Annotated in this window: 9 protein-coding genes; 5 read left to right on the forward strand and 4 right to left on the reverse strand. The window is 62.6% G+C overall.

The window, feature by feature from the left end:
- Positions 1–4: 4 nt before the first annotated feature.
- From DK870_RS16410 to DK870_RS16420, 3 genes are read right to left on the reverse strand one after another with little or no spacing between them, the layout of a single operon-like run.
- Positions 5–1,621, reverse strand: coding sequence for an acyl-CoA carboxylase subunit beta (locus DK870_RS16410; protein ID WP_161549140.1), 1,617 nt, complete (start codon positions 1,619–1,621; stop codon positions 5–7).
- Between the two features lie 4 nt (positions 1,622–1,625).
- Positions 1,626–2,498 (reverse strand): SDR family oxidoreductase, encoded by an 873-nt coding sequence (locus tag DK870_RS16415; RefSeq protein WP_161549141.1) that lies wholly within the window; start codon positions 2,496–2,498, stop codon positions 1,626–1,628.
- Between the two features lie 12 nt (positions 2,499–2,510).
- Positions 2,511–4,289, reverse strand: a complete 1,779-nt coding sequence (locus tag DK870_RS16420) for an acyclic terpene utilization AtuA family protein (RefSeq protein ID WP_161549142.1) — start codon at positions 4,287–4,289, stop codon at positions 2,511–2,513.
- A 152-nt stretch (positions 4,290–4,441) separates the two neighbouring features.
- Here DK870_RS16420 and DK870_RS16425 point away from each other — a divergent pair, with 152 nt between their 5' ends.
- Positions 4,442–5,065: a TetR/AcrR family transcriptional regulator gene (locus DK870_RS16425; protein WP_161549143.1), complete on the forward strand. Its 624-nt coding sequence runs from the start codon at positions 4,442–4,444 to the stop codon at positions 5,063–5,065.
- Between the two features lie 91 nt (positions 5,066–5,156).
- Positions 5,157–5,945 carry an ABC transporter substrate-binding protein gene (locus tag DK870_RS16430; protein ID WP_090369562.1) on the forward strand — a complete coding sequence of 263 codons (789 nt, stop codon included), beginning with the start codon at positions 5,157–5,159 and terminating at the stop codon, positions 5,943–5,945.
- A 2-nt stretch (positions 5,946–5,947) separates the two neighbouring features.
- On the opposite strand, the gene DK870_RS16435 is transcribed toward DK870_RS16430, so the two are convergent.
- Positions 5,948–6,499 carry an RNA polymerase factor sigma-70 gene (locus DK870_RS16435; RefSeq protein WP_060755994.1) on the reverse strand — a complete coding sequence of 184 codons (552 nt, stop codon included), beginning with the start codon at positions 6,497–6,499 and terminating at the stop codon, positions 5,948–5,950.
- Between the two features lie 303 nt (positions 6,500–6,802).
- Between DK870_RS16435 and DK870_RS16440 the strand changes: the two genes are divergently transcribed.
- From DK870_RS16440 to DK870_RS16450, 3 genes are all read left to right on the forward strand, one after another.
- Positions 6,803–7,555 (forward strand): thioesterase II family protein, encoded by a 753-nt coding sequence (locus DK870_RS16440; protein WP_161549144.1) that lies wholly within the window; start codon positions 6,803–6,805, stop codon positions 7,553–7,555.
- Positions 7,556–7,606: 51 nt separating this feature from the next.
- Positions 7,607–20,494, forward strand: coding sequence for a non-ribosomal peptide synthetase (locus DK870_RS16445; RefSeq protein ID WP_161549145.1), 12,888 nt, complete (start codon positions 7,607–7,609; stop codon positions 20,492–20,494).
- A gap of 145 nt (positions 20,495–20,639) precedes the next feature.
- Positions 20,640–23,312: a hypothetical protein gene (locus tag DK870_RS16450; protein ID WP_161549146.1), complete on the forward strand. Its 2,673-nt coding sequence runs from the start codon at positions 20,640–20,642 to the stop codon at positions 23,310–23,312.
- Positions 23,313–23,316 lie beyond the last annotated feature (4 nt).

Raw genomic sequence — 23,316 nt, forward strand, 5'->3', positions numbered from 1 at the left:
CCTGTTAGAAACGCGCCACGCCAAAACTGTTGGGCTGCAACTGCCTGACCTCGGCTTCGTGGCAGATATCCAGCAGCAACCCCAGCAACGTGCGCGTATCGCGGGGGTCTATCAGCCCGTCATCCCACAGGTTGGCACTGCCATACAGCGCAGTGGACTGGCTGTCGAGTTTCTGTGCGGTGACCTGTTCCAGCATGTCGAGCACCTTGGGGTCGGGCACCAGGCCGTCTTTCAGTTGCTTGGCTTCGGTGACGATGCGCAGCACCTTGCCGGCCTGCGCGCCGCCCATCACCGCCGTGCGGCTGTTGGGCCAGGCGAAGATGAACCGTGGGTCCAGGCCGCGGCCGCACATCGCGTAGTTGCCGGCACCGTAGGAGCCGCCGACCACAATCGTGAGTTTAGGCACCCGCGCCGTCGCCACGGCCTGAATCATCTTCGCGCCATGCTTGATCACGCCTTGCTGCTCCGATTCGGTGCCGACCATGAAACCGGTGGTGTTGTGCAGGAACAGCAGCGGCGTGCGGCTCTGGTCGCATAGCTGGATAAACTGCGCGGCTTTGCTGGCCCCCTTGGGTGTGATCGGGCCGTTGTTGCCGATCACGCCCAGCGCACGGCCCTGGATGTGCAAGTGGCCGCACACGGTGTGGGCATCGAACTCGCCCTTGAATTCGAGGAAGGCGGAGCCGTCCGCCAGGCGCGCGAGGATTTCACGCACGTCGTAGGGCTTTTTCGGGTCATCGGGGATCAACCCCAGCAGTTCGTCGATGGGATACAACGGTTCTGTGTAAGACCGCTTCGGGGCGGGCGGCAGTCGGTCATTCCAGGGCAGCAGGGCGACGATTTCGCGCACGATACGCACGCCGTTCGCATCATTTTCCGCCAGGTACTCCGCGGTGCCGGCGGTTTGCGCATGCATTTCAGCGCCACCCAAGGCTTCATCGGTCGCCACTTCGCCGGTGGCGGCCTTGAGCAGAGGCGGCCCGGCGAGGAACAGCTTGGCGTTGCCGCGCACGACCACCACGTAATCCGACAGCCCGGGCTGATAGGCCCCACCCGCCGTGGCGGAGCCATGCACCACGGTAATCTGCGGCAAGCCCATGGCCGACATGCGTGCCTGATTGGCAAAGCTGCGGGCGCCTTCGACAAAAATCTCGGCGGCATAGTTGAGGTTCGCGCCGCCACTTTCCGCCAGGGTCACCACCGGCAGTTTGTTCTCCATGGCGATCTGTTGCAGGCGCAGGGATTTCTTCAGGCCCGTGGGGGAAATAGTCCCGCCCTTGATCGCACTGTTATTGGCCACCACCAGCATGCGTACGCCACTGACGTAGCCGATGCCGGCGATCAAGCCACCGCCGGCGGCGCTGCCGTCCTTGTCATCGTGGAGTTTGTAGCCGGCCAGGCTCGCCAGTTCAAGGAACGGTGCGCCGGGGTCCAGCAGCAGGTTGAGGCGTTCGCGGGGCAGCAGTTGGTTGCGCCGTTCGAACTTGGGTTTGGCCTCCTGCGCTTTGCTCAGCAAGTGCTGTTGCAGTTGGTGCAGTTGTTCAAGGCTGGCCAACAGCGCTTCGCGGTTTTGCGCGAATTGCGGGCTATGGACGTCGATCCGGGTTTCGATCACCGGCATGGTGTTATTGCTCCGCCTTGAGCACATCGGGCACAGACGCACGATGGAAACCATTGAACGACGCGCTGGGTGGCTGCGCCTTGTGCAGCGGCCAGGCGCGGCTGCCCAGGCTGGCGGCGCCGTCGATGCGCAGGGTGCTGCCGCTGATAAAGGCCGCGGCGGGGCTGAGCAGGAACACAATGGCGGCGCTGACCTCCGACTCGGTGCCGATGCGCTTGAGCGGCACCTGTTCGCGCAACGTCGGGATCACCGCCTTGAACGCGCCTTCGTAAGTGTCCATGCCGCTGGAGGCAATCCAGCCCGGTGCCACGGCATTGACCCGCACACCGGCGTAACCCCATTCGAACGCGGCGGTCTTGGTGAAGTTGTCCATGCCCGAGCGGGCCGCTCCGGAATGACCCATGCCAGGCATGCCGCCCCACATGTCGGCGAGCATGTTGACGATGGCGCCGCCGTGCTGGCTCATGGATTGGTTGAACACTTCACGGGCCATCAGGAAGCCGCCGACCAGGTTGGTACGCAGTACGGTTTCAAAGCCTTTCTGGTTGATCGAGGCGAGTGGCGATGGGTACTGGCCGCCGGCGTTATTCACCAGCCCGTGGATCGGCCCGTGCTCGCCGATGAGCTGGCTGACGAGTGCTTTTACCGCCGCTTCATCGCGAATATCGCAAGCCTGCCAGTGGGCGTTGCCACCGTCCTGGGCTATTTCCGCCGCTACTGCCTGGAGTTTTTCCGGTTTGCGCCCCACGATTATTACCTGGGCGCCCAGGGCCGCCAGTTCATGGGCGGTGCAGCGGCCAATACCGCTGCCGCCTCCCGTGACAATCAGGGTTTGCCCTTGGAACAGGTTGGCTTTGAAGATCGAGTCGAAGGCCACGGCAACGGTCCTTTAGCGAAGTTGATCGGCAATGTGCTGCGGCACGGCGATAGGGATTTCCAGCAGTTGCTGGGCAAACGCCTTGCCTTGCGGGTCGATGCGCAGGCTGGCGATACCACCGCCGCCCAGGGCGTTTTCCAGCAGGAAATTCAGGCTGTGGCTGCCGGGCAAATACCAGCGCTCGACGCGGCCATGCAGGGGGTCGAGTACATGGCTCATCCAATCGACGATCACTTCCGGGGTCAGCGCTTCGGCGATCCACGGCAGGTACTCGGGTGCGCGGGCGATCACGCCGATGTTGCTGTGGTTGCCCTTGTCCCCGGAGCGCGCCACGGCCAGTTTCACCAGCGGTACGCTGGCATCTGCGCGGCCTTGAGGCTTGGGTGGATCAAGCGGTGCGGCCGGCGTGGCGAGCGCATGCACGGGCGGCAACGCGCAGGCGTGGCGATGGCCTTGGCACTCGACCAGCGGCTCACACGCGGTTTTGTCGACCAGGAACGAAAACAGTCGGATCAACGGGTAGACCGAAGGTCGCCCACCGACGATGCCGGTCAGGCCCGGTGCCATGCCGGTCGCCGCCTGGGCGATTTCACGGGCGAACAGCACCAGTGCCTGCTTGTTCGGGTGGCGCACGGCGAGCTTCACCACCACTTCGCGGCTGTCGTGGCGTCGGGCGTGGGCGCCGTAGGTGGCTTCGCTGCCCAGCAGTTCGATATTCACTTCGGTGTAGGGGCCCCAACCGCGCTGGCTGAACAACTCCGACGTCTTGTTGATGATTGCCTGGCTGACGCGCTCGGCCTTGGCCACCGCATCGATCCCGGCCAGCAGGCAACTGGCGGTACAGCGAAAGCCATCCAGGTAAGTGGCACTGACTTTGTACTGTGCAGTCGGCGGCAAGCCCATGGCGCCGTGCAGGCGTACGCAGTTTTTGCCCTGTTGCTGCAAGCGCACCTGGCTGAAATCGCAGATCACATCGGGCAACAGGTACGCACGCGGGTCGCCGATTTCATACAGCAGTTGCTCGGCCACGCTGAGTTCACTGATCAATCCGCCCGTCCCCTCGACTTTGTTCACGGTGAACTGGCCGTCGGCGCTCACCTCGACGATGGGGAAGCCGATGTGTTCGTAGTCCGGCACGTCGCGCCAATCGGTGAAGTTGCCGCCGGTGCACTGTGCGCCGCATTCGATAATGTGCCCGGCCAGGGCGGCTTGGGCCAGGCGGTCATAGTCCTGCCAGGACCAGCCGAACTCATGCACCAGTGCGGCACTGACCACGGCGCTGTCGACCACCCGGCCGGTGATGACGATATCGGCGCCCAGCGCCAGCGCCTGGACGATGCCGGGCGCGCCGAGATAAGCGTTGGCGGACACGCAGGCCGGCGGCAGCGGCGCGCCGTTGAACAGGTCGGTGACGCCGTGCAGTTGCTTGAGCCGGGGTTGCAGGTCGTCGCCCAGCAGCACGGCGATTTTCAGCGGCAGCCGGGCTTTATCGCAGGCCGCTTGCAGCGCCGCAGCGCAGGCTTGTGGATGGATGCCGCCGGCGTTGCTGATCACGCGGATGCCCTGGCGCTGGATCTCGGCCAACAGTGGCGTGAGCACCTCGACGAAGTCGGTGGCGTAGCCGGCCTGGGGATCTTTCAAGCGCGCCCCGGCGAGGATCGACATTGTGACTTCCGCCAGGTAGTCGAACACCAGGTAGTCCAGCGCGCCGCCCTGCACCAACTGGGCGGCTGCCGTGCTGGTATCGCCCCAGAAAGCGCTGGCGCAGCCGATACGAACCGTCTTGCTCATGAGAAATCCTTCCTCGAATGGCTGGGTCGAGACTACCAAGCAAGCGCTTGGTTTGTAAACTCCCGACACAAGTTCTGCCCAAGCGCTTGCTTGGGTGGCAGTCACAGCCTAAATTGCCGCCCAAGACGTTAGTAGAAATAAAGGAGAGCAGCATGGATGAGCACAAAGCCCAGCGGGTGATGCGCACCATGGTCGATGGCGGCCAATTGACCGACCCCGACAGCGCCCGGGGCAAATTGCTGCAAACCGCGGCTCACCTGTTTCGCAACAAGGGCTTTGAACGCACCACGGTGCGCGATCTGGCCGGCGCCGTGGGCATTCAGTCCGGCAGCATCTTTCATCACTTCAAAAGCAAGGACGAGATCCTGCGTGCGGTGATGGAGGAAACCATTCACTACAACACCGCGATGATGCGTGCTTCCCTCGAGGAGGCGAGCAACGTGCGCGAACGGGTGCTGGCGCTGATCCGCTGCGAATTGCAATCGATCATGGGCGGCAGTGGCGAGGCCATGGCGGTGCTGGTCTACGAATGGCGCTCGCTGTCGGCCGAAGGCCAGGCGCGGGTATTGGCGCTGCGCGATGTGTACGAAAATATCTGGCTGCAAGTGCTGGAGGAGGCGAAGGCCGCCGGGTACATCAAGGGGGATGTGTTTATTACGCGGCGCTTCCTGACCGGTGCCTTGTCCTGGACCACCACCTGGTTTCGTGCCCAGGGCAGCCTGACGCTTGAGCAATTGGCTGACGAAGCCCTGCTGATGGTGCTGAAGGCCGATTGAGGCGCAAGCTGTTAATTTGGCGACGAAAGTTGTCTCGCCTGAGAAAAACGCCTAGCTTACTGATATCAGAGTTTAAACGGTGTGTGCCTTGATGTTATCGCCATGGCGGCTGGCTGCAGGACTTACATTATGGGCCGTGGGCACCGGAGGCTGGATGCCGGCTTCTGCTGCGCAACTGGTGAGGATCGGTGCCGCGCATTTTCCGCCCTACACCGTGCGTCCCGAACAAGGGGCCGACACCGGGATACTGCCGCAATTGGTCGAAGCCCTGAACACGTTGCAAAGCGACTACCAGTTTGTCCTGGTGCCGACCTCGATCCCCCGGCGTTTCAGGGACTTCGAGCAGGGCCGGGTTGATATGGCTATCTTCGAAAACCCTGCTTGGGGTTGGAAGGATATTCCTCACACCAGTGTCGACATGGGCCTGGAGGATGCGGAAATTTTCGTCGCCCAGCGTGAGCCCGAGCGCGACCAGCGTTATTTCGCCGACCTGACCGGCAAGCGCCTCGCGGTGTTCAGCGGTTATCACTACGCCTTCGCCAACTTCAACGCCGACCCCAAATACCTGGCCGAACACTTCAACGCCACGCTGACCTATTCCCATGACAGCAACCTGCTGATGGTCGTGCGCGGGCGTGCCGATATCGCGCTGGTGACGCGTTCGTACCTGAGTGACTTCATGGTGCGCAATGCGGACATGGCGGGGAAATTCCTGGTCTCGGAGCGCATCGACCAGGTGTATCACCACTACGCCTTGCTGCGGCCGAAAGCGCCGATCACCGGAGAGGCGTTCGCCGCGTTGCTCAAGCATTTGCGCGATAACGGCCAGATGCTGAAGATTTTCGAGCCGTATCGCATCGATGTGATGCCGGTGCCCTGAACCTACACCCGCCGCGCAAACGTATCGCTGTGGCTGCCCGACACCTTGCGGCAATGCACCAGCGCATCCCGGATCATGAAGTTCACCAGAGTCGGCGATACGCCCAGCTCCTTGGCGATGTCCTTTTGCGGCACGCCGTGCAGGCGGTACATCTCGAACGCATAGCGGGTGCGCTGGGGCAACTCCGTCAGGGCGTCGGCGATGTTTTCCAGGGTGTTGAAATTAATGTGCGAGGTTTCCGGTGATGCACCGTGAATCACCACATTCAGACCTTCCTCTTCCGGTCCCGAATACTTGAGTTCCAGCGCCTGCTTGCGGTAGTGGTCGATCGCCAGGTTGCGCACGATCTGGAACAGATAACTCAGTTGGGCCTTGAACGAAGAAGTGATCGTCGGCGCTGACTGCAAGCGAAAGAAGGCGTCTTGCACGACGTCTTCAGCGCGGGAGCGACACCCGGTAATTCTGGCCGCAATCTTCACCAGGATCAGTCGATTGTCGACGAATGCCTGGAGAAGCGGTGAGTCGCACCTGCCTGTGGATACTGGTTCCGTCATGGAAATTCACCTTGTCGCAAAAGAGGTTAGGGGAGGGCGTCCGTGCTGAAGCCTCCTACACATCGGGCAACAAATTATGCTTAATGATAATTATTGTCAAATGAGAGAAAGAACTAATCCTATGCCTTTCTGCAAGGTGTGAACCGCGTCTCGCGCGTCCCGGGCGACTAATTATTTACCGGCTCCGTCCGTTCTCATGGGTGACAGGTCCGTTAGCGAAACGGCCAAGGATCAGCACCCGCAGGAGGGCGAAATGGGTTTTTACCGTGCAAACAGCGTGTTTCAGTGGGGAGTCCTCAAACCATGAGCACACCCACCCGACTGCGCCTGTTCTGCCTGCCCCATTCGGGCGCCAGCGCCTCGGTTTACGCCCGCTGGCGCCGTGCCTTGCCGGACTGGCTGCAAGTGTGCCCGCTGGAGTTGCCAGGGCGCGGCATGCGCATGGACGAGCCCTTGCAGCGTGATATCAAGGCATTGGCGGCCCAGCTAGCCGATGAAATCAGCCACCACCTGGATGGCCCCTACGCGCTGTTCGGTCATAGCCTCGGTGGCCTGCTGGCCTTTGAGTTGGCCCATGCGCTAAGCCTGCGCGATGCGCCCGCGCCACTGGCGTTGTTCGCCTCCGGCACGGCTGGCCCGGCCCGTCGCGATGTCAGTGAATACGCTATCGAAAAGACCGACGAACAATTGCTCGCCCGCCTGCGTGAGCTGCAGGGCACCGCCGAAGAAGCCCTGGCCAACCCTGAATTGATGCAGTTGATGCTGCCGATCCTGCGCGCCGATTTCCTGCTGTGCGGCAGCTTCAAGTATGGCGAGCGCGAGCCGCTGGGCATGCCCATCCATGTGTTCGGCGGCAAGCAAGACAGCGTGCGTGCCGACCAGTTGCTGGACTGGCAGATCGATGCCGCCAGTGGCTTCTCCCTGGACATGTTCGACGGCCATCACTTCTTTCTCGTGCAGCACGAAAGCGCCGTGCTGCGCTGCCTGCGTCGTTATGCCGATGAGCACCTGAGCCGTTGGCGCACTGGCACGACGCGGCAGCGAATCGCCGGCTGAACGCTTTCCAATTTTCGATTTTCCCGTAAGCCGATTTCAGGCAGGAACCCCATGATGGACGCCTTCGAACTTCCCCGCACCCTGGTCCAGTCCCTTCAACGTCGCGCCGCGCAGACCCCGGACCAGGTCGCCCTGCGCTTCCTCGCCGAATCCGCCGAGCACAACGTAGTGCTCAGTTACCGTGACCTGGACCAACGTGCCCGCACCATCGCCGCCGCCTTGCAAGCCAATGCGGCACTGGGTGAACGTGCGGTGCTGTTGTTCCCCAGCGGCCCGGATTACGTCGCGGCGTTCTTCGGTTGCCTGTACGCCGGGGTGATCGCGGTGCCGGCCTACCCGCCGGAGTCCACGCGCCGGCATCACCAGGAACGCTTGCTGTCGATCATCAAGGATGCCGAGCCGCGCCTGCTGCTGACCATCGCCAGCCTCGCCGATGGCCTGGCCCGGATCGAGAATGCGCCGCCGGTGTTGAGCGTCGACAACCTGGATAGCACGATCGCCGACGGCTGGATCGAACCCGAACTGCAGGCTGACGACATCGCCTTCCTGCAATACACCTCCGGCTCCACGGCGCTGCCCAAGGGCGTGCAAGTCAGCCATGGCAACCTGGTGGCCAACGAAGTGCTGATCCGGCGCGGGTTTGGTATCGACCTGAACCCGGATGACGTGATTGTCAGCTGGCTGCCGCTGTACCACGACATGGGCCTGATCGGTGGGCTGCTGCAACCGATTTTCAGCGGCGTGCCCTGTGTATTGATGGCGCCGGCCTATTTCCTCGCGCGGCCATTGCGCTGGCTGGAAGCGATCAGCGAATACGGCGGCACCATCAGTGGCGGGCCGGATTTCGCCTATCGACTGTGCAGCGAGCGGGTCAGCGAGTCAGCCCTGGAACGCCTCGATTTGAGCCGCTGGCGCGTGGCGTACTCGGGTTCCGAGCCGATCCGCCTCGACACCTTGGAGCGCTTTGCCGAGAAGTTCGCGGCGTGCGGTTTCTCTTCAAACCATTTCTTTGCTTCTTACGGCTTGGCCGAGGCGACCTTGTTTGTCGCCGGCGGCACGCGAGGGCAGGGCATCCCGGCCATGCGCATGGACGAACAGGCCCTCGCCGCCAACCGCGCTGAGCCTGGGCAGGGCAGTGCGATCATGAGTTGCGGCACCAGCCAACCGGAACATGCGGTGCTGATCGCTGACCCGCACACGCTCAAGGCGCTAGCCGATAACCACGTCGGCGAACTCTGGGCCACCGGGCCGAGCATCGCCCACGGTTACTGGCGCAACCCCGAAGCCACCGCCAAGACGTTTGTGCAACAGGCCGGCCGTACCTGGCTGCGCACCGGCGACCTAGGCTTTATCCGCGACGGCGAGGTGTACATCACCGGTCGCCTCAAGGATCTGCTGATCGTGCGCGGCCACAACCTGTATCCCCAGGACATCGAGCAAACCCTCGAGCGCGAGGTGCAAGGCATACGCAAGGGCCGGGTCGCCGCATTTGCGGTGCATGATCAGGGCCTGGAGGGCATCGGTATCGCCGCCGAAATCAGCCGCAGCGTGCAGAAAATCCTGGCGCCCGAGGCGCTGATCAAGGCCATCCGCCAAGCCGTGGCCGAGGCCTGCCAGGAAGCCCCGAGCGTGGTGCTGCTGCTCAACCCCGGCGCCTTGCCAAAGACCTCCAGCGGCAAGCTGCAGCGTGCGGCGTGCGCGCTTCGCCACGCCGATGGCAGCCTCGACAGCTATGCGCAGTTCCCCGAGGTGCAAGCCAAGGCTAGGGATGCGGCGCTGGAGTCGGCGCTGCAACAGCAGATCGCAGCGATCTGGTGCGAGCAGTTGCAGGTCGACACGGTCGCGGCGGATGACCATTTCTTTCTGCTCGGCGGCAACTCCATTACCGCGACCCAGGTGGTGGCGCGCTTGCGTGAAGCGCTGGGCCTGGAACTGAACCTGCGCCTGCTGTTCGAAGCGCCGACCCTGTCGGCGTTTGCCGCCGACGTAGCGCAATTGCAACAGGACGGTGGCGTTGCCCAAGGCGCGATTCACGCTCTGTCACGTCAGGACGAGTTGCCTCAATCGCTGGCGCAAAACCGCCTGTGGATCACCTGGCAGTTGGACCCCCACAGCAGCGCCTACACCATTCCCGGTGGGCTGCGCTTGCGTGGCGAGCTGGATGAAGACGCGGTGCGCAGCAGTTTTGCGCAACTGGCCCAGCGCCACGAAGCCCTGCGTACACGCTTTTACGAGCGTGACGGCCAGGCGTTCCAGCGTATCGATAAAAGCACCGAGTTCGACCTGCAACGGATCGACCTCAGCGACCTGCCGGTTGCCGAGCGTGAATCCCGTGCCCAACAGATCCGTGAAGACCAGGCGCGCGCGCCGTTCGACCTGGAGAAAGGCCCGCTGCTGCGGGTGACCCTGGTGCGCCTGGACGATGAAGATCACCACTTGCTGGTGACCTTGCACCACATCATCGCCGACGGTTGGTCACTGAACATCCTGATCGACGAATTCTCCCGCTTGTATGCCGCCGCCACTCAGGGCCAACCCCTGGAACTACCGCCGCTGGCCCTGCAATACGCCGACTACGGCAGTTGGCAGCGCCAATGGTTGGCCGAGGGCGAAGGCCAGCGGCAACTGGCGTACTGGCGGGCGCAGTTGGGCGAGGAGCACCCGGCCCTGAGCCTGGCCACCGACCATCCGCGCTCCGCGCAGCAGCGTCACAGCGCCTCGCGCCATAGCGTGCGCCTGAGCGCGGGCCTCAGCGAAGCGATTCGCCAGACCGCCCAGGCCCATGAGTCGACGCCGTTCATGCTGTTGCTGGCGGCGTTCCAAAGCCTGTTGCACCGCTACAGCGGCCAGCGCGATATCCGTATCGGTGTGCCGAATGCCAACCGCCCACGCCAGGAAACCCAGGGCTTGATCGGCTTTTTCATCAACACCCTGGTGCTGCGCGCCGAGCTGGAGGCGCGCCTGCCGTTCGATCAGCTGTTGGCCGCCACTCGCGACACCATGCTGGGAGCCCAGGCCCATCAGGATCTGCCCTTCGAGCAGTTGCTCGAAGCCTTCCCGCAAGCCCGTGAGCAAGGGCTGTTTCAAGTGATGTTCAACCATCAGCAACGTGACCTGAGCGCTTTGCGCCGCTTGCCGGGGATGTTGGCCGATGAGTTGCCGTGGCACAGTCGCGAAGCCAAGTTCGACCTGCAACTGCATAGCGAAGAAGACCGCAACGGGCGCCTGAGCCTGTCGTTCGACTACGCCGATGAGCTGTTCGAAAGCCGCACCGTCCAGCGCCTGGCCGAGCACTTCATCAACCTGCTGCACGCGGTGTGCGAGCAGCCGCAGCAGGCCATCGGCGAGCTGACGCTGATGCACACCAATGAGCAGGCTCCCTGGAGTGAGGCGCCGTGCGCGCCGGCCACCCGCTGGCTGCCCGAGTTGTTCAGCCAGCAGGCTTCGGACAACCCCGCGCTGGTCTGGCAGGACGGCAGCCTGAGCTTCGCCCAACTGCACAACCAGGCCAACCGCCTGGCGCATTACCTGCGTGACAAAGGCGTTGGCCCGGATGTGTGCGTGGCCATCGCCGCCGAGCGTTCGCCGCAGTTGCTGATCGGCCTGTTGGCGATCATCAAGGCGGGCGGCGCCTATGTGCCGCTGGACCCGGATTACCCCGCCGAGCGCCTGGCCTACATGCTCAACGACAGCGGCGTCGAACTGCTGCTGACCCAGACCGCCTTGCTCGAGCAACTCCCGGCGGCCGACGGCGTGTGCGTGATCGCCATGGACAGCCTGCACCTCGACAGCTGGCCGAGCCAGGCGCCGGGCTTGCACCTCAACGGCGACAACCTCGCCTATGTGATCTACACCTCCGGCTCTACCGGCCAGCCCAAAGGCGTGGGCAATACCCATGCGGCCCTGGCCGAGCGCTTGCAGTGGATGCAGGCCACCTATTGCCTGGATGAAACCGACGTGCTGATGCAAAAGGCGCCGATCAGTTTCGACGTGTCGGTGTGGGAATGCTTCTGGCCGTTGATCACCGGTTGCCGGCTGGTGTTGGCCGGCCCCGGCGAACATCGCGACCCGCAGCGCATCGCACAATTGGTGCAAGCGCACGGCGTGACCACGCTGCACTTTGTGCCGGCGCTGTTGCAGCTGTTTATCGACGAGCCCCTGGCGCGTGAATGCACCAGCCTGCGTCGCGTGTTCTCCGGGGGCGAGGCGTTGTCTGCCGAACTGCGCAACCGGGTGCTGGCGCAATGGCCGGCCGTGCAATTGCACAACCGTTATGGCCCGACAGAAACCGCGATCAACGTCACCCATTGGCACTGCGATGTGGCAGACGGCGAGCGCTCGCCGATCGGCCGACCCTTGGGCAACGTGATCTGCCGCGTGTTGGACGAGCAGTTCAACCCGGTGCCATTGGGTGTGCCGGGTGAGCTGTGCATCGGCGGTATCGGCCTGGCGCGGGGTTACCTCGGTCGCGCCGGGTTGACGGCTGAGCGTTTTGTCGCGGACCAGCACGGCACCCGCCTGTATCGCACCGGTGACCGCGCCCGCTGGAGCGCCGACGGTGTGCTGGAATACCTGGGGCGTCTTGATCAGCAGGTCAAACTGCGCGGCTTCCGTGTCGAGCCTGAAGAAATCGAAGCGCGCCTGCTGGCCCAAGAGGGCATTGCCCAGGCCGTGGTGCTGGTGCGTGAGGCCAAGCTGATCGGTTACTACACCGCCCCGGCCGGGCTGGACGAGCAGGCCGTGAAAACCGCCCTGGCCGCCGAGCTGCCGGAATACATGGTGCCCGCGCTGCTGATGCGCCTGGATGCCCTGCCGCTGAGCCCCAGCGGCAAAGTCGACCGGCGTGCGCTGCCGGAGCCCGTGTGGCAGCTGCGTGAACATGTCGAGCCCGAGACCCCGTTGCAGCAGCAGATCGCAGCGATCTGGCGCGAGGTGCTGGGCCTGCCCCGTGTCGGCCTGCGCGATGACTTTTTCGCCCTCGGCGGCCATTCGTTGCTGGCCACGCAAATCATTTCCCGCACCCGCCAGGCGTGTGACGTCGAACTGCCGCTGCGCACCTTGTTCGAAGCCAGCGAGTTGGGTGCTTTCGCCGAGCAGGTCGGGCTGATCCAGGCGGCGGGCCATCGCAACCAGCAAGCCCCCATCGCCCGGGTCGACCGCAGCGTGCCGGTGCCGTTGTCCTATTCCCAGCAACGCATGTGGTTCCTCTGGCAGATGGAACCGGACAGCCCGGCCTACAACGTCGGCGGCATGGCGCGCCTGCGCGGCGTGCTGGATGTGGGGCGTTTTGAGGCGGCGTTGCAAGCCCTGATCATGCGCCATGAAACCCTGCGCACCACCTTCCCGAGTGTCGATGGCGTGGCGTATCAGAAGGTCTCGCGCCAGACCGAACTGCGCATGGACTGGCGGGATTTCTCGGCACTCGCTCCAGCCGATTGCCAGCAACGCCTGCAACAACTGGCCGAGCATGAAGCCCACACGCCCTTCAACCTGGAAACCGGGCCGTTGCTGCGTGCATGCCTGGTCAAGGCCGGTGAGCAGGAACACTACCTGGTGCTGACCCTGCACCACATCGTCACCGAAGGCTGGGCCATGGACATCTTCGCCCGTGAACTCAGCGCGCTCTATGAAGCCTTCATCGACGAGCGCGATTCGCCGCTGGCGCCGTTGCCGGTGCAATACCTGGACTACAGCGTGTGGCAGCGCCAGTGGCTGGAGTCCGGTGAGCGCCAGCGTCAACTGGATTACTGGACGGCGCAACTGGGCCATGAGCACCCCTTGCTCGAACTGCCCGCCGACCGTCCACGGCCACCGGTGCAAAGCCACCAGGGCGAGTTGTACCGCTTCGACCTGAGCGATACGTTGGCCGCCCGCGTGCGTGCCTTCAATGCCGAGCGCGGCCTGACCCTGTTCATGACCATGACCGCCACCCTGGCCGTGCTGCTTTACCGCTACAGCGGCCAGACCGACCTGCGCATCGGCGCGCCGGTGGCCAACCGTATCCGCCCGGAAAGCGAAGGGCTGATCGGTGCGTTCCTCAACACCCAAGTCTTGCGTTGCCAACTCGACGGGCAGATGCGTGTCGGCGAGTTGTTCGAGCAGGTGCGCCATACGGTGATCGAGGGCCAGTCCCACCAGGACCTGCCGTTCGACCATCTGGTGGAAGCCCTGCAACCTACGCGTAGCGCGGCGTACAACCCGTTGTTCCAGGTGATGTGCAACGTGCAGCGCTGGGAGTTCCAGCAAAGCCGCCAGCTGGCCGGCATGACCGTCGAGTACCTGGCCAACGATGCCCGCGCCACCAAGTTTGACTTGAACCTGGAAGTCACCGACCTCGACCAGCGCCTGGGTTGCTGCCTGACCTACAGCACCGACCTGTTCGACGAGCCGCGTATCGCACGCATGGCCGAGCATTGGCGCAACCTGCTGGAAGCCTTGATCGGCGATCCGCAACAACGCCTCAGCGAGCTGCCGCTGCTCAGCGCTGCTGAGCAACGTGCATTGCAGGACAGCCTGGGCGTTGCGGCGGGCGAACATCGTCTCGACCAATGCCTCCACACGCTGTTCAGCCAGCAAGCGGCGAAGCGGGGCGATGCGCCCGCGTTGACCTTTGCCGGGGTGACCCTCAGCTACCGCGAACTGGACGAACGCGCCAATCGCCTGGCCTGGATGCTGCGCGAGCGCGGTGTCGGCCCACAGGTGCGCGTGGGCCTGGCGCTGCCGCGCTCGCTGGAAATGGTCATTGGCCTGCTGGCGATTCTCAAGGCCGGCGGCGCCTATGTGCCGCTGGACCCGGAGTACCCGCTCGACCGTTTGCACTACATGATCGAAGACAGCGGCATTGGCCTGTTGCTCAGCGATGCGGCGATGTTCGAAGCCCTTGGCGAGTTGCCGGCCACGCTGGCGTGCTGGTGCCTGGAAGAGGATCTGCCGGTATTGGCCAACTATCCGGCGACCGAGCCGCCATTGCTCAACCTGCCACAGCATCAGGCGTACCTGATCTACACCTCCGGCTCCACCGGCAAGCCCAAAGGCGTGGTGGTGTGCCATGGTGAAATCGCCATGCATTGCCGGGCGGTGATCGAGCGTTTCGGGATGCGCGCGGATGACTGTGAGCTGCACTTCTATTCGATCAACTTCGACGCCGCCACCGAGCGTCTGCTGGTGCCGCTGCTCAGCGGTGCACAGGTGGTGTTGCGCGCCCAGGGCCAGTGGGACGCCGAGGAAATCTGCGCGCTGATCCGCACCCATCGCATCAACATCCTGGGCTTCACGCCGAGTTACGGCAGCCAGTTGGCGCAATGGTTGGCCACCCAGCAGCAGACCTTGCCAGTGCGCATGTGCATCACCGGAGGCGAGGCGCTCACTGGCGAGCATTTGCAGCGCATTCGGGCGGCCTTCCAGCCGCAGGTGTTCTTCAACGCCTATGGCCCGACCGAAACCGTGGTGATGCCGCTGGCCAGCCTGGCGCCGCAGCAGTTGGAGGCGGGCGCCGGCAGTGTGCCGATCGGCAGCATCATCGGTGACCGCCTGGCGTACATTCTCGACGCCGACCTGGCCCTGGTGCCGCAAGGTGCGACGGGCGAGTTGTACGTCGGCGGTGCCGGCCTGGCCCTGGGGTACCACCAGCGCGCAGGCATGACGGCGGAGCGGTTTGTGGCCGATCCGTTTGCTGGCCGTGGTGGCCGCCTGTATCGCACGGGTGACCTGGTACGCCAACGCGCCGATGGCGAGGTGGAGTATCTGGGGCGTATCGACCATCAGGTCAAGGTGCGAGGCTTTCGCATCGAGCTGGGCGAGATCGAAACCCGCCTGCTGGAACACGAAGCCGTGCGCGAAGCCGTGGTGCTGGCGCTGGATTCGCCGAGCGGCAAGCAACTGGTGGCGTATCTGGTCAGCGACGCCGAGCACGCCAGCTTGCGTGATGCGCTCAAGGCTCACCTCAAGGCGCAATTGCCGGACTACATGGTGCCCGCGCACCTGATCGTGCTCGACAGCATGCCGTTGACCGCCAATGGCAAGCTCGACCGTCGGGCCTTGCCGCAACCGGACCCGGAGGCCAACCGCCAACAGTATGTCGCGCCGCGCAGCGAGCTGGAGCAAACCCTGGCGGCGATCTGGTGCGCGGTATTGAACGTGCAACAGGTCGGGCTGGACGATAACTTCTTCGAGCTGGGCGGCGATTCGATCCTGTCGATCCAGGTGGTCAGCCGTGCGCGGCAGGCGGGCATTCATTTCAGCCCTCGCGACCTGTTCCAGCATCAGACGGTCCGCACCCTGGCCGCCATCGCTACGCGTTCGCAGCAGGTCAAGGCGGAGCAGGGCGTATTGACCGGCAGTTCCGGGCTCACGCCGATCCAGCACTGGTTCTTCGATACCGATATCCCCAATCGCCAGCACTGGAACCAGGCGTTGTTGCTTGCGCCGCAGCAATTGCTCGATCCGCACCGCCTGGAGCAAGCGCTGTTGGCGGTACTGGAACACCACGATGCCCTGCGCCTGAGCTTCACCGAGCGCGATGCCCAATGGCACGCCGAGCACTTGGCGGTGCCCGAAGGCGGCGTACTGATGCAGGCGCACGTGCGTGATATGGACCAATGCACGGCGCTGTTCACCGACACCCAGCGCAGCCTCGACCTGGTCCATGGGCCGCTGCTGCGTGCCTTGCTGGTGGATGGTCCGCAAGGTCAACAACGCTTGCTGATCGCGATCCACCACCTGGTGGTGGATGGCGTGTCGTGGCGCGTCGTGCTTGAAGACCTGCAAACGGTCTATCGCCAACTGAGCGATGGCCAGTCCGTCAGCCTGCCGGCCAAGACCAGTGCGCTAAGGGATTGGGCGGCACGCCTGCAAGCGTATGCCGGCAGCGAATCGTTGCGTGAAGAACTGGGCACCTGGCAGGCCCGACTGGCAGGCCCGGCGGTGGGGTTGCCGGTGGACCGTGCACACGGCTCGCTGCGCAATCGCGATGCCGATACCGTCAGTGTGCGTCTGGATGCCGAACACACGCTTCAATTGCTGCAACAGGCCCCGAGCGCCTACCGCACCCAGGTCAACGACCTGTTGCTGACCGCCCTGGCCCGCGTGCTGTGCCGCTGGAGCGGCCACGCCTCGGCGCTGATCCAGCTGGAGGGCCACGGCCGCGAAAGCCTGTTCGATGAGATCGACCTGACCCGCAGTGTCGGTTGGTTCACCAGTGCCTATCCGTTGCGCCTGACGCCACTTGAGGAGCCGGGTGCTTCGATCAAGGCCATCAAAGAGCAACTGCGCGGTGTGCCGCACAAAGGTCTGGGTTACGGCGTGCTGCGCTACCTGGCGGACGACCTGTGCAAGCAGGCCATGGCTGCGCTGCCGAGCGCCGAGATCACTTTCAACTACCTCGGCCAGTTCGACCAGAGCTTTGGTGCCGATGCACTGTTCCACCCGCTGGACGAGTCGGCAGGTGTTGCCCATGACCCGGATGCGCCGCTGCCCAACCTGTTGAGCGTCGACAGCCAGGTGTATGGCGGGGAACTGGTGCTGCGCTGGACCTTCAGCCGCGAGCGTCACGACCGCCAGACCATCCGCGAATTGGCCGAGGGCTACCTGGCCGAATTGCAACGCCTGATCGTGCACTGCCTCAAGGACGATGCCGGTGGCTTCACGCCGTCCGACTTCCCCCTGGCGCACCTGACCCAGGCGCAACTGGATGGCTTGCCGGTGCCAGCCAACGCCATCGAGGATGTCTACCCGCTGACGCCGATGCAGGAGGGCCTGTTGCTGCACACCCTACTGGAGCCGGGCACCGGTCTCTACTACATGCAGGACCGCTACCGTATCAACAGCGCCCTGGACCCGCAGCGTTTCGCCCAGGCCTGGCAGGCGGTGATCGCCCGTCACGAAGCCTTGCGCGCGTCGTTCTGCTGGAACGTCGGCGAAGACATGCTGCAAGTGATCCACAAGCCGGGTAGCACACCGATTGAATACCTGGACTGGAGCCACGATGCCGAAGAGCAACAGGAACCGCGCCTGCAAACCTTGCTCAAGGCCGAACGCGAAGCCGGTTTCGATCTGCTCAACCAGGCGCCGTTCCACCTGCGCCTGATCCGCGTGGGTGAAGCGCACTACTGGTTCATGATGAGCAACCACCACATCCTCATCGATGCCTGGTGCCGTTCGCTATTGATGAATGACTTCTTCGAGATCTATACGGCCTTGGGCGAGCACCGCGACGCGCAACTGGCGACGCCACCGCGCTACCGCGACTACATTGCCTGGCTGCAACGCCAGAACCTCAACCAGGCGCGCCAGTGGTGGCAGCAGAACCTTAAGGGGTTTGAACGCACCACGCCGATCCCTAGCGACCGCCCCTTCCTGCGTGAACACGCGGGCCACAGCGGCGGCATGGTGGTCGGCGATTGCTACACCCGCCTGGAGGCTCGCGACGGCGCGCAATTGCGCGAACTGGCCCAGGCCCACCAGCTCACCGTCAATACCTTCGCCCAGGCGGCATGGGCCTTGGTGTTGCGGCGTCTGAGCGGTGAGCGTGACGTGCTGTTCGGCGTCACCGTGGCCGGCCGCCCGGTGGCAATGCCCGAGATGCAACGCACTGTCGGCCTGTTCATCAACAGCATTGCGTTGCGCGTGAAACTGCCCGAGGACGACCAGCCTTGCAGCGTGCGCCAATGGTTGACCGGCCTGCTCGACAGCAACATGCAACTGCGTGAGTACGAGTACTTGCCGCTGGTGACGATCCAGGAACACAGCGAGCTGCCCAAGGGCCAACCGCTGTTCGACAGCCTGTTCGTGTTCGAAAACGCCCCGGTGGAAGTCTCGGTGCTCGACCATGCGCAAAGCCTGAACGCCACGTCGGACTCCGGCCGCACCCACACCAACTTCCCGCTGACCGCCGTGTGCTACCCCGGCGATGACCTCGGTCTGCACCTGTCCTATGACCAGCGTTATTTCGATGAAAGCACCGTGCAAGGCATGCTTGGCGAGTTCAAGCGCCTGCTGCTGGCGCTGGTGCAGGGCTTCCATGGCGACATGGCCGAGTTGCCCCTGATCGGCGCGCAAGAGCGCGAGTTCCTGGTGGAAGGCTGCAACCAGAGCGAGCAGGTTTACCCGTTGGAACGCAGCTATATCGAGCTGTTCGAAGAACAGGTGGCAGCCCATCCCCAACGCATTGTCGCCAGTTGCCTGGCGCAGCGCTGGAACTATGCCGAGTTGAACCGTCGCGGCAATGGCTTGGGGCACGCGCTGATCGCGGCGGGTGTCGGCCTGGATCAACCGGTGGCGTTGCTGGCCGAACGCAGCCTCGACCTGCTGGGCATGATCATCGGCAGCTTCAAGGCCGGTGCCGGTTACCTGCCGCTGGACCCCGGGCTGCCGGGCCAGCGTCTGCGCAGCATTATCGACTTGAGCCGCACACCGCTGCTGGTGTGCACCGAGGCGTGTCGCGAACTGGCCATCGAACTGCTGGAGGGCACCGATTGCGCGTTGCTGGTATGGGAGGACGTTCCGGGCCGTGGAGAAAACCCAGGTGTCTACAGCGGCCCGGACAACCTCGCGTATGTGATCTACACCTCAGGTTCCACTGGCCTGCCCAAAGGGGTGATGGTCGAACAGCGCGGCATGCTCAATAACCAATTGAGCAAGGTGCCCTATCTGCAACTGAGTGAGGCGGACGTGATCGCCCAAACCGCCTCGCAAAGCTTCGATATTTCTGTATGGCAGTTCCTCACCGCGCCGCTGTTTGGCGCACGGGTGGACATCGTGCCGAACGCGCTGGCCCATGATCCGCAAGGTTTGCTGGAGCATGTCCAGGCGCAAGGCATCACAGTGCTGGAGAGCGTGCCGTCACTGATCCAGGGCATGCTCGCCCAGGATCGCATCAGCCTCGACGGCCTGCGCTGGATGCTGCCGACCGGCGAAGCGATGCCACCGGAGCTGGCGCACCAGTGGTTGCAGCGTTATCCCGAGATTGGGCTGGTGAACGCCTATGGCCCGGCGGAGTGTTCGGATGACGTCGCGTTTTTCCGCGTCGACCTGGCGTCGACCCGTGGCACCTATCTACCGATAGGCACGCCGACCGACAACAATCGTTTGTACGTTCTGGATGGTGCGCTGGAGTTGGTGCCGCAGGGCGCGGTCGGTGAGTTGTGCGTGGCCGGTACCGGCGTTGGCCGCGGTTATGTCAGCGATCCGCTGCGTACGGCCCCGGTGTTCGTGCCGAACCCCTTCGGCGCACCGGGCGAGCGTCTGTACCGCACCGGCGACCTGGCGCGCCGTCGCAGTGACGGCGTGCTGGAGTACGTCGGGCGTATCGACCATCAAGTGAAAATTCGCGGCTACCGCATCGAACTGGGTGAAATCGAAGCCCGCCTGCATGAGCAACCCGAAGTGCGCGACGCGGCCGTCGGCGTGCAGGAAGGGGTCAACGGCAAGCATCTGGTCGGCTATCTGGTGGCGGCTGACGAAAGCCTCAACCCCAGCGAACGCCTGGACCGTATCAAGCAGCGCCTGCGCGCCGAACTGCCGGAATACATGGTGCCGCTGCACTGGCTCTGGCTCGACCGCCTGCCGCTCAACGCCAACGGCAAACTCGACCGCAAGGCCCTGCCGGCGCTGGACATCGGCCAGCTGCACAGCCAGGACTACCTGGCACCGCGCAACGCACTGGAAACCACCCTGGCCGGGATCTGGGCCGAGGTCCTCAAGGTTGAGCGGGTGGGGGTGCAGGACAACTTCTTCGAACTGGGCGGGCATTCATTGCTGGCCACGCAAATTGCCTCGCGGGTGCAGAAGACCTTGCAGCGCGATGTGCCGCTGCGGGCGATGTTCGAGTGCAGTACGGTGGCGGAGTTGGCTGAATATATCGACGGGTTGGCGGCCAATGAGATCAGTGCCGAGAAGGTGGATCGGTTGAGTGACCTGATGGCGGAATTGGAGGGATTGTGAGGCGGCCGTTAGTCGGATATAGCGTGACGTTGTGTCGGAACTGTCAATTCTGACAGTAGGCAGGCGGATGTCAAAAGGGCTCACTTGAGGAAACCCCTCGGTCTCTGACTTGAGGGGATTTCCCATGGAACAAGGAGTTCTTGTCATGACAAAAGAAAAAACAACGCACGAAGTCCCTTCAGATCCGGTCGTTGTGAAAACGTCCAAATCGGTCAAACCCAAGGCTCTGGAAGTGGATGCCCCACTCATTTCCAGTGAGGTGGATAGCACCGTTACGCCCCCCAATATGCCGGGTTCATATCTGACCGTTGATTCGCGAATGGACAGTTCGACTATCACCGTCAAGTTCCGCGCAAAGGAGGCGCCTGAGTTGGTGCTGGAGGATCTTGTAGATTCAAGCGGTGAGGCGGGCGCCAGGAAGATAGACATCCCTCTAGATTACCTGACGCCACTCATGGGGTTCACGGCTCTCATTTCCTATGAAGGGAAGTCGCAAGGGCAGGCGGCTACATCGTCGGTTAAAGAAGTAGGAATATCGTTTTACTCAGCCAGTGAAAGTGAGGCACTCGCTCCATATTTGCTACACGAAAAAAATGTAAATAACACGCCTACCTATGACATGCACGATCACCCAGACGATGAAACCGTCCTCGTGCCGGTGCCCCCTCTTGCCAAAGCGGGCGATAGAGTTTACTGCACCGCTGCCACCGAGCAGGACGCCCTCAAGCACGTTTTCTACACTGTGACTAATGGCCATGAATTGACTCCTGAAGAGGCAACTCCGGGCTACATACTCCAATTTCCCATAGCGCGTGGCTGGCTGGCACGACGTAAGCCATGGCGGTCGCTAACCCTCCAGTGTGGCTGGCTCACCAGTAAACTTGCGGCCAAGCCTCCTGCTCCTGTTCCTCCTCACTTGGAGACGCTCCTGCCCGAAAACGCTCTCGAAATCCAAAAGCGCCGAACTGCTGCTTTCATTGTGGATAATGTGCTTAAAAACTTGCCGCCTCCACATCTTCGGCAGTCGGTGCCCTACAACGAAGAATGGTGCCTTAACCCCGAACTCACCAAGGGGGGTGGTGATATAGACGCCGCTAACCTGGATACATATGCGCAGGATAAGGTTTGTTTCTATGCGAGTGGGGTCGGTTACGGACCGGAGCCGCTCGGCTGTGTCACGATTGATGAAGGTGGGGAGCTGGCGTCCGCCAAGTTGCCATCCTGTGTTGTCGCCTGTTTCTTCAACAAACCGATGACGCTGTCCTACACCATTCAGTTCCCCAATAGTGAGTCAGTACAATCATCACCTGAAAGGGTGGTCAACGTAATGGTCCCTCTGCTATCTGCGGCGGAGATTGAAGACGCAACCCTTGCCACGTTGGATCTGAATACCTTCGCGGGTGACGCGACAGCTTTTGTACCTGTCTGGGGCTACGCTGCATGCTCGGAATGCTGCTGGATGTGGATCACAGGTGAAGATGAAGACGGCAACGACCATCGTATCGACATACTGATGGGAGCGCCTGTCACGGATGATTGGAAGATGCATGGGGTTGATACACCCATCCTGAGGGAAGCGCTACAAGAGCTGGCAGATTGCAGCGATTTTAAATTGCACTTTGCGGCGAGCTTTTGTGGTGTCACTGATCGCGCACAGGCCATCGACGCGCCGACGACAACGTTCAATATTACTCAAGAGGACCTGCAATTAGGCAAGCCCAAAGTCGTGCAGGCGGTGGAGGATGACCTGGAACCCTACAATGGCCGCGAAGGTGTAGATGTCGTCGTCGATTTTCAGCGTATGAGCCACCGGCAGGAAATCAGCCTTTGCTGGTTGAAAAAGGATGGCAGCTGTTGGCCAGTGGTGCCCAAGCCGGGCACCAGACCAGGGCCTGTAAACTTCCCTTTACCGCGTGAAGCAGTGATTGAAGCTATCGGTACCACGGTCACAATCAATTACACGGTTAGCAGTGCCTGCAAGTTGGCCACTTCGGAAGATTTGCGGCTGAAAGTCGGTATTCCCCACCGGTTACCGACTCCCGTGGTACGACAGGCAGTACCCGTTGCGACTCAGGACGGCATCCTGAGCTTGGGTACGTTCGTCGGGAACGCAGATATTGAGGTAGAGAAATGGTGGTTCATTCTGCTTGGTCAAAAAGGCTGGATGCGCGGTGTCGGGACACGCCAAAATGGCAGTCCTTACGCTTTCAATGTGTATCTGGCAAAAGCAGTGACAAACGTCAGTGAGGGGATGAAAGATATAGTGCCAAGATCGCACTTGGCGGTCTTGAAGCACGGCTCTCGATTAACCTTCACGTTCAATAGCACTCCAGACGGTGGTGCGAGTGAAAGTAACACGGTAATTTTCCCGTCGTTGAGTTTGATATTCCAATCGTCGTACTACGATTTCACGCCGTTCAGCAACGGCCGCAATGGCTGGCTTGACGGGCCTGCGAGTCAAGGCGAAAACCAACTCTCATACCAACTTGGTAAGTATTGCATAGCCAACGGCACACTCAGTTCAGGCAGTTCTGGCGTCGTTTTATATAAAAACTTCACTGGACTTGAGGTCGGGCGCAGTTACCGTTTCAGCATGCTCGGCTGTTCCTATAACGGGGCAGCGCCACTGCCAGTATTGGCACTGGTGGTTAATGGAAACTACCTTGCGTCAAGTACCTTCTCAATGTCTTGGAAAAAAATAGAGGGGACCTTTGTAGCCACTGGCTCATCAATGGTATTGCAAGTTCATACGTTGGTTGCCTCAGGGGCGGACGGTAACGACTTTGGTATGACGGAACTCAAGGTGGAGCACCTATAGGGCT

The sequence above is a fragment of the Pseudomonas sp. Q1 genome (assembly GCF_009935975.1).
In the GTDB taxonomy this organism is placed as follows: domain Bacteria; phylum Pseudomonadota; class Gammaproteobacteria; order Pseudomonadales; family Pseudomonadaceae; genus Aquipseudomonas; species Aquipseudomonas palleroniana.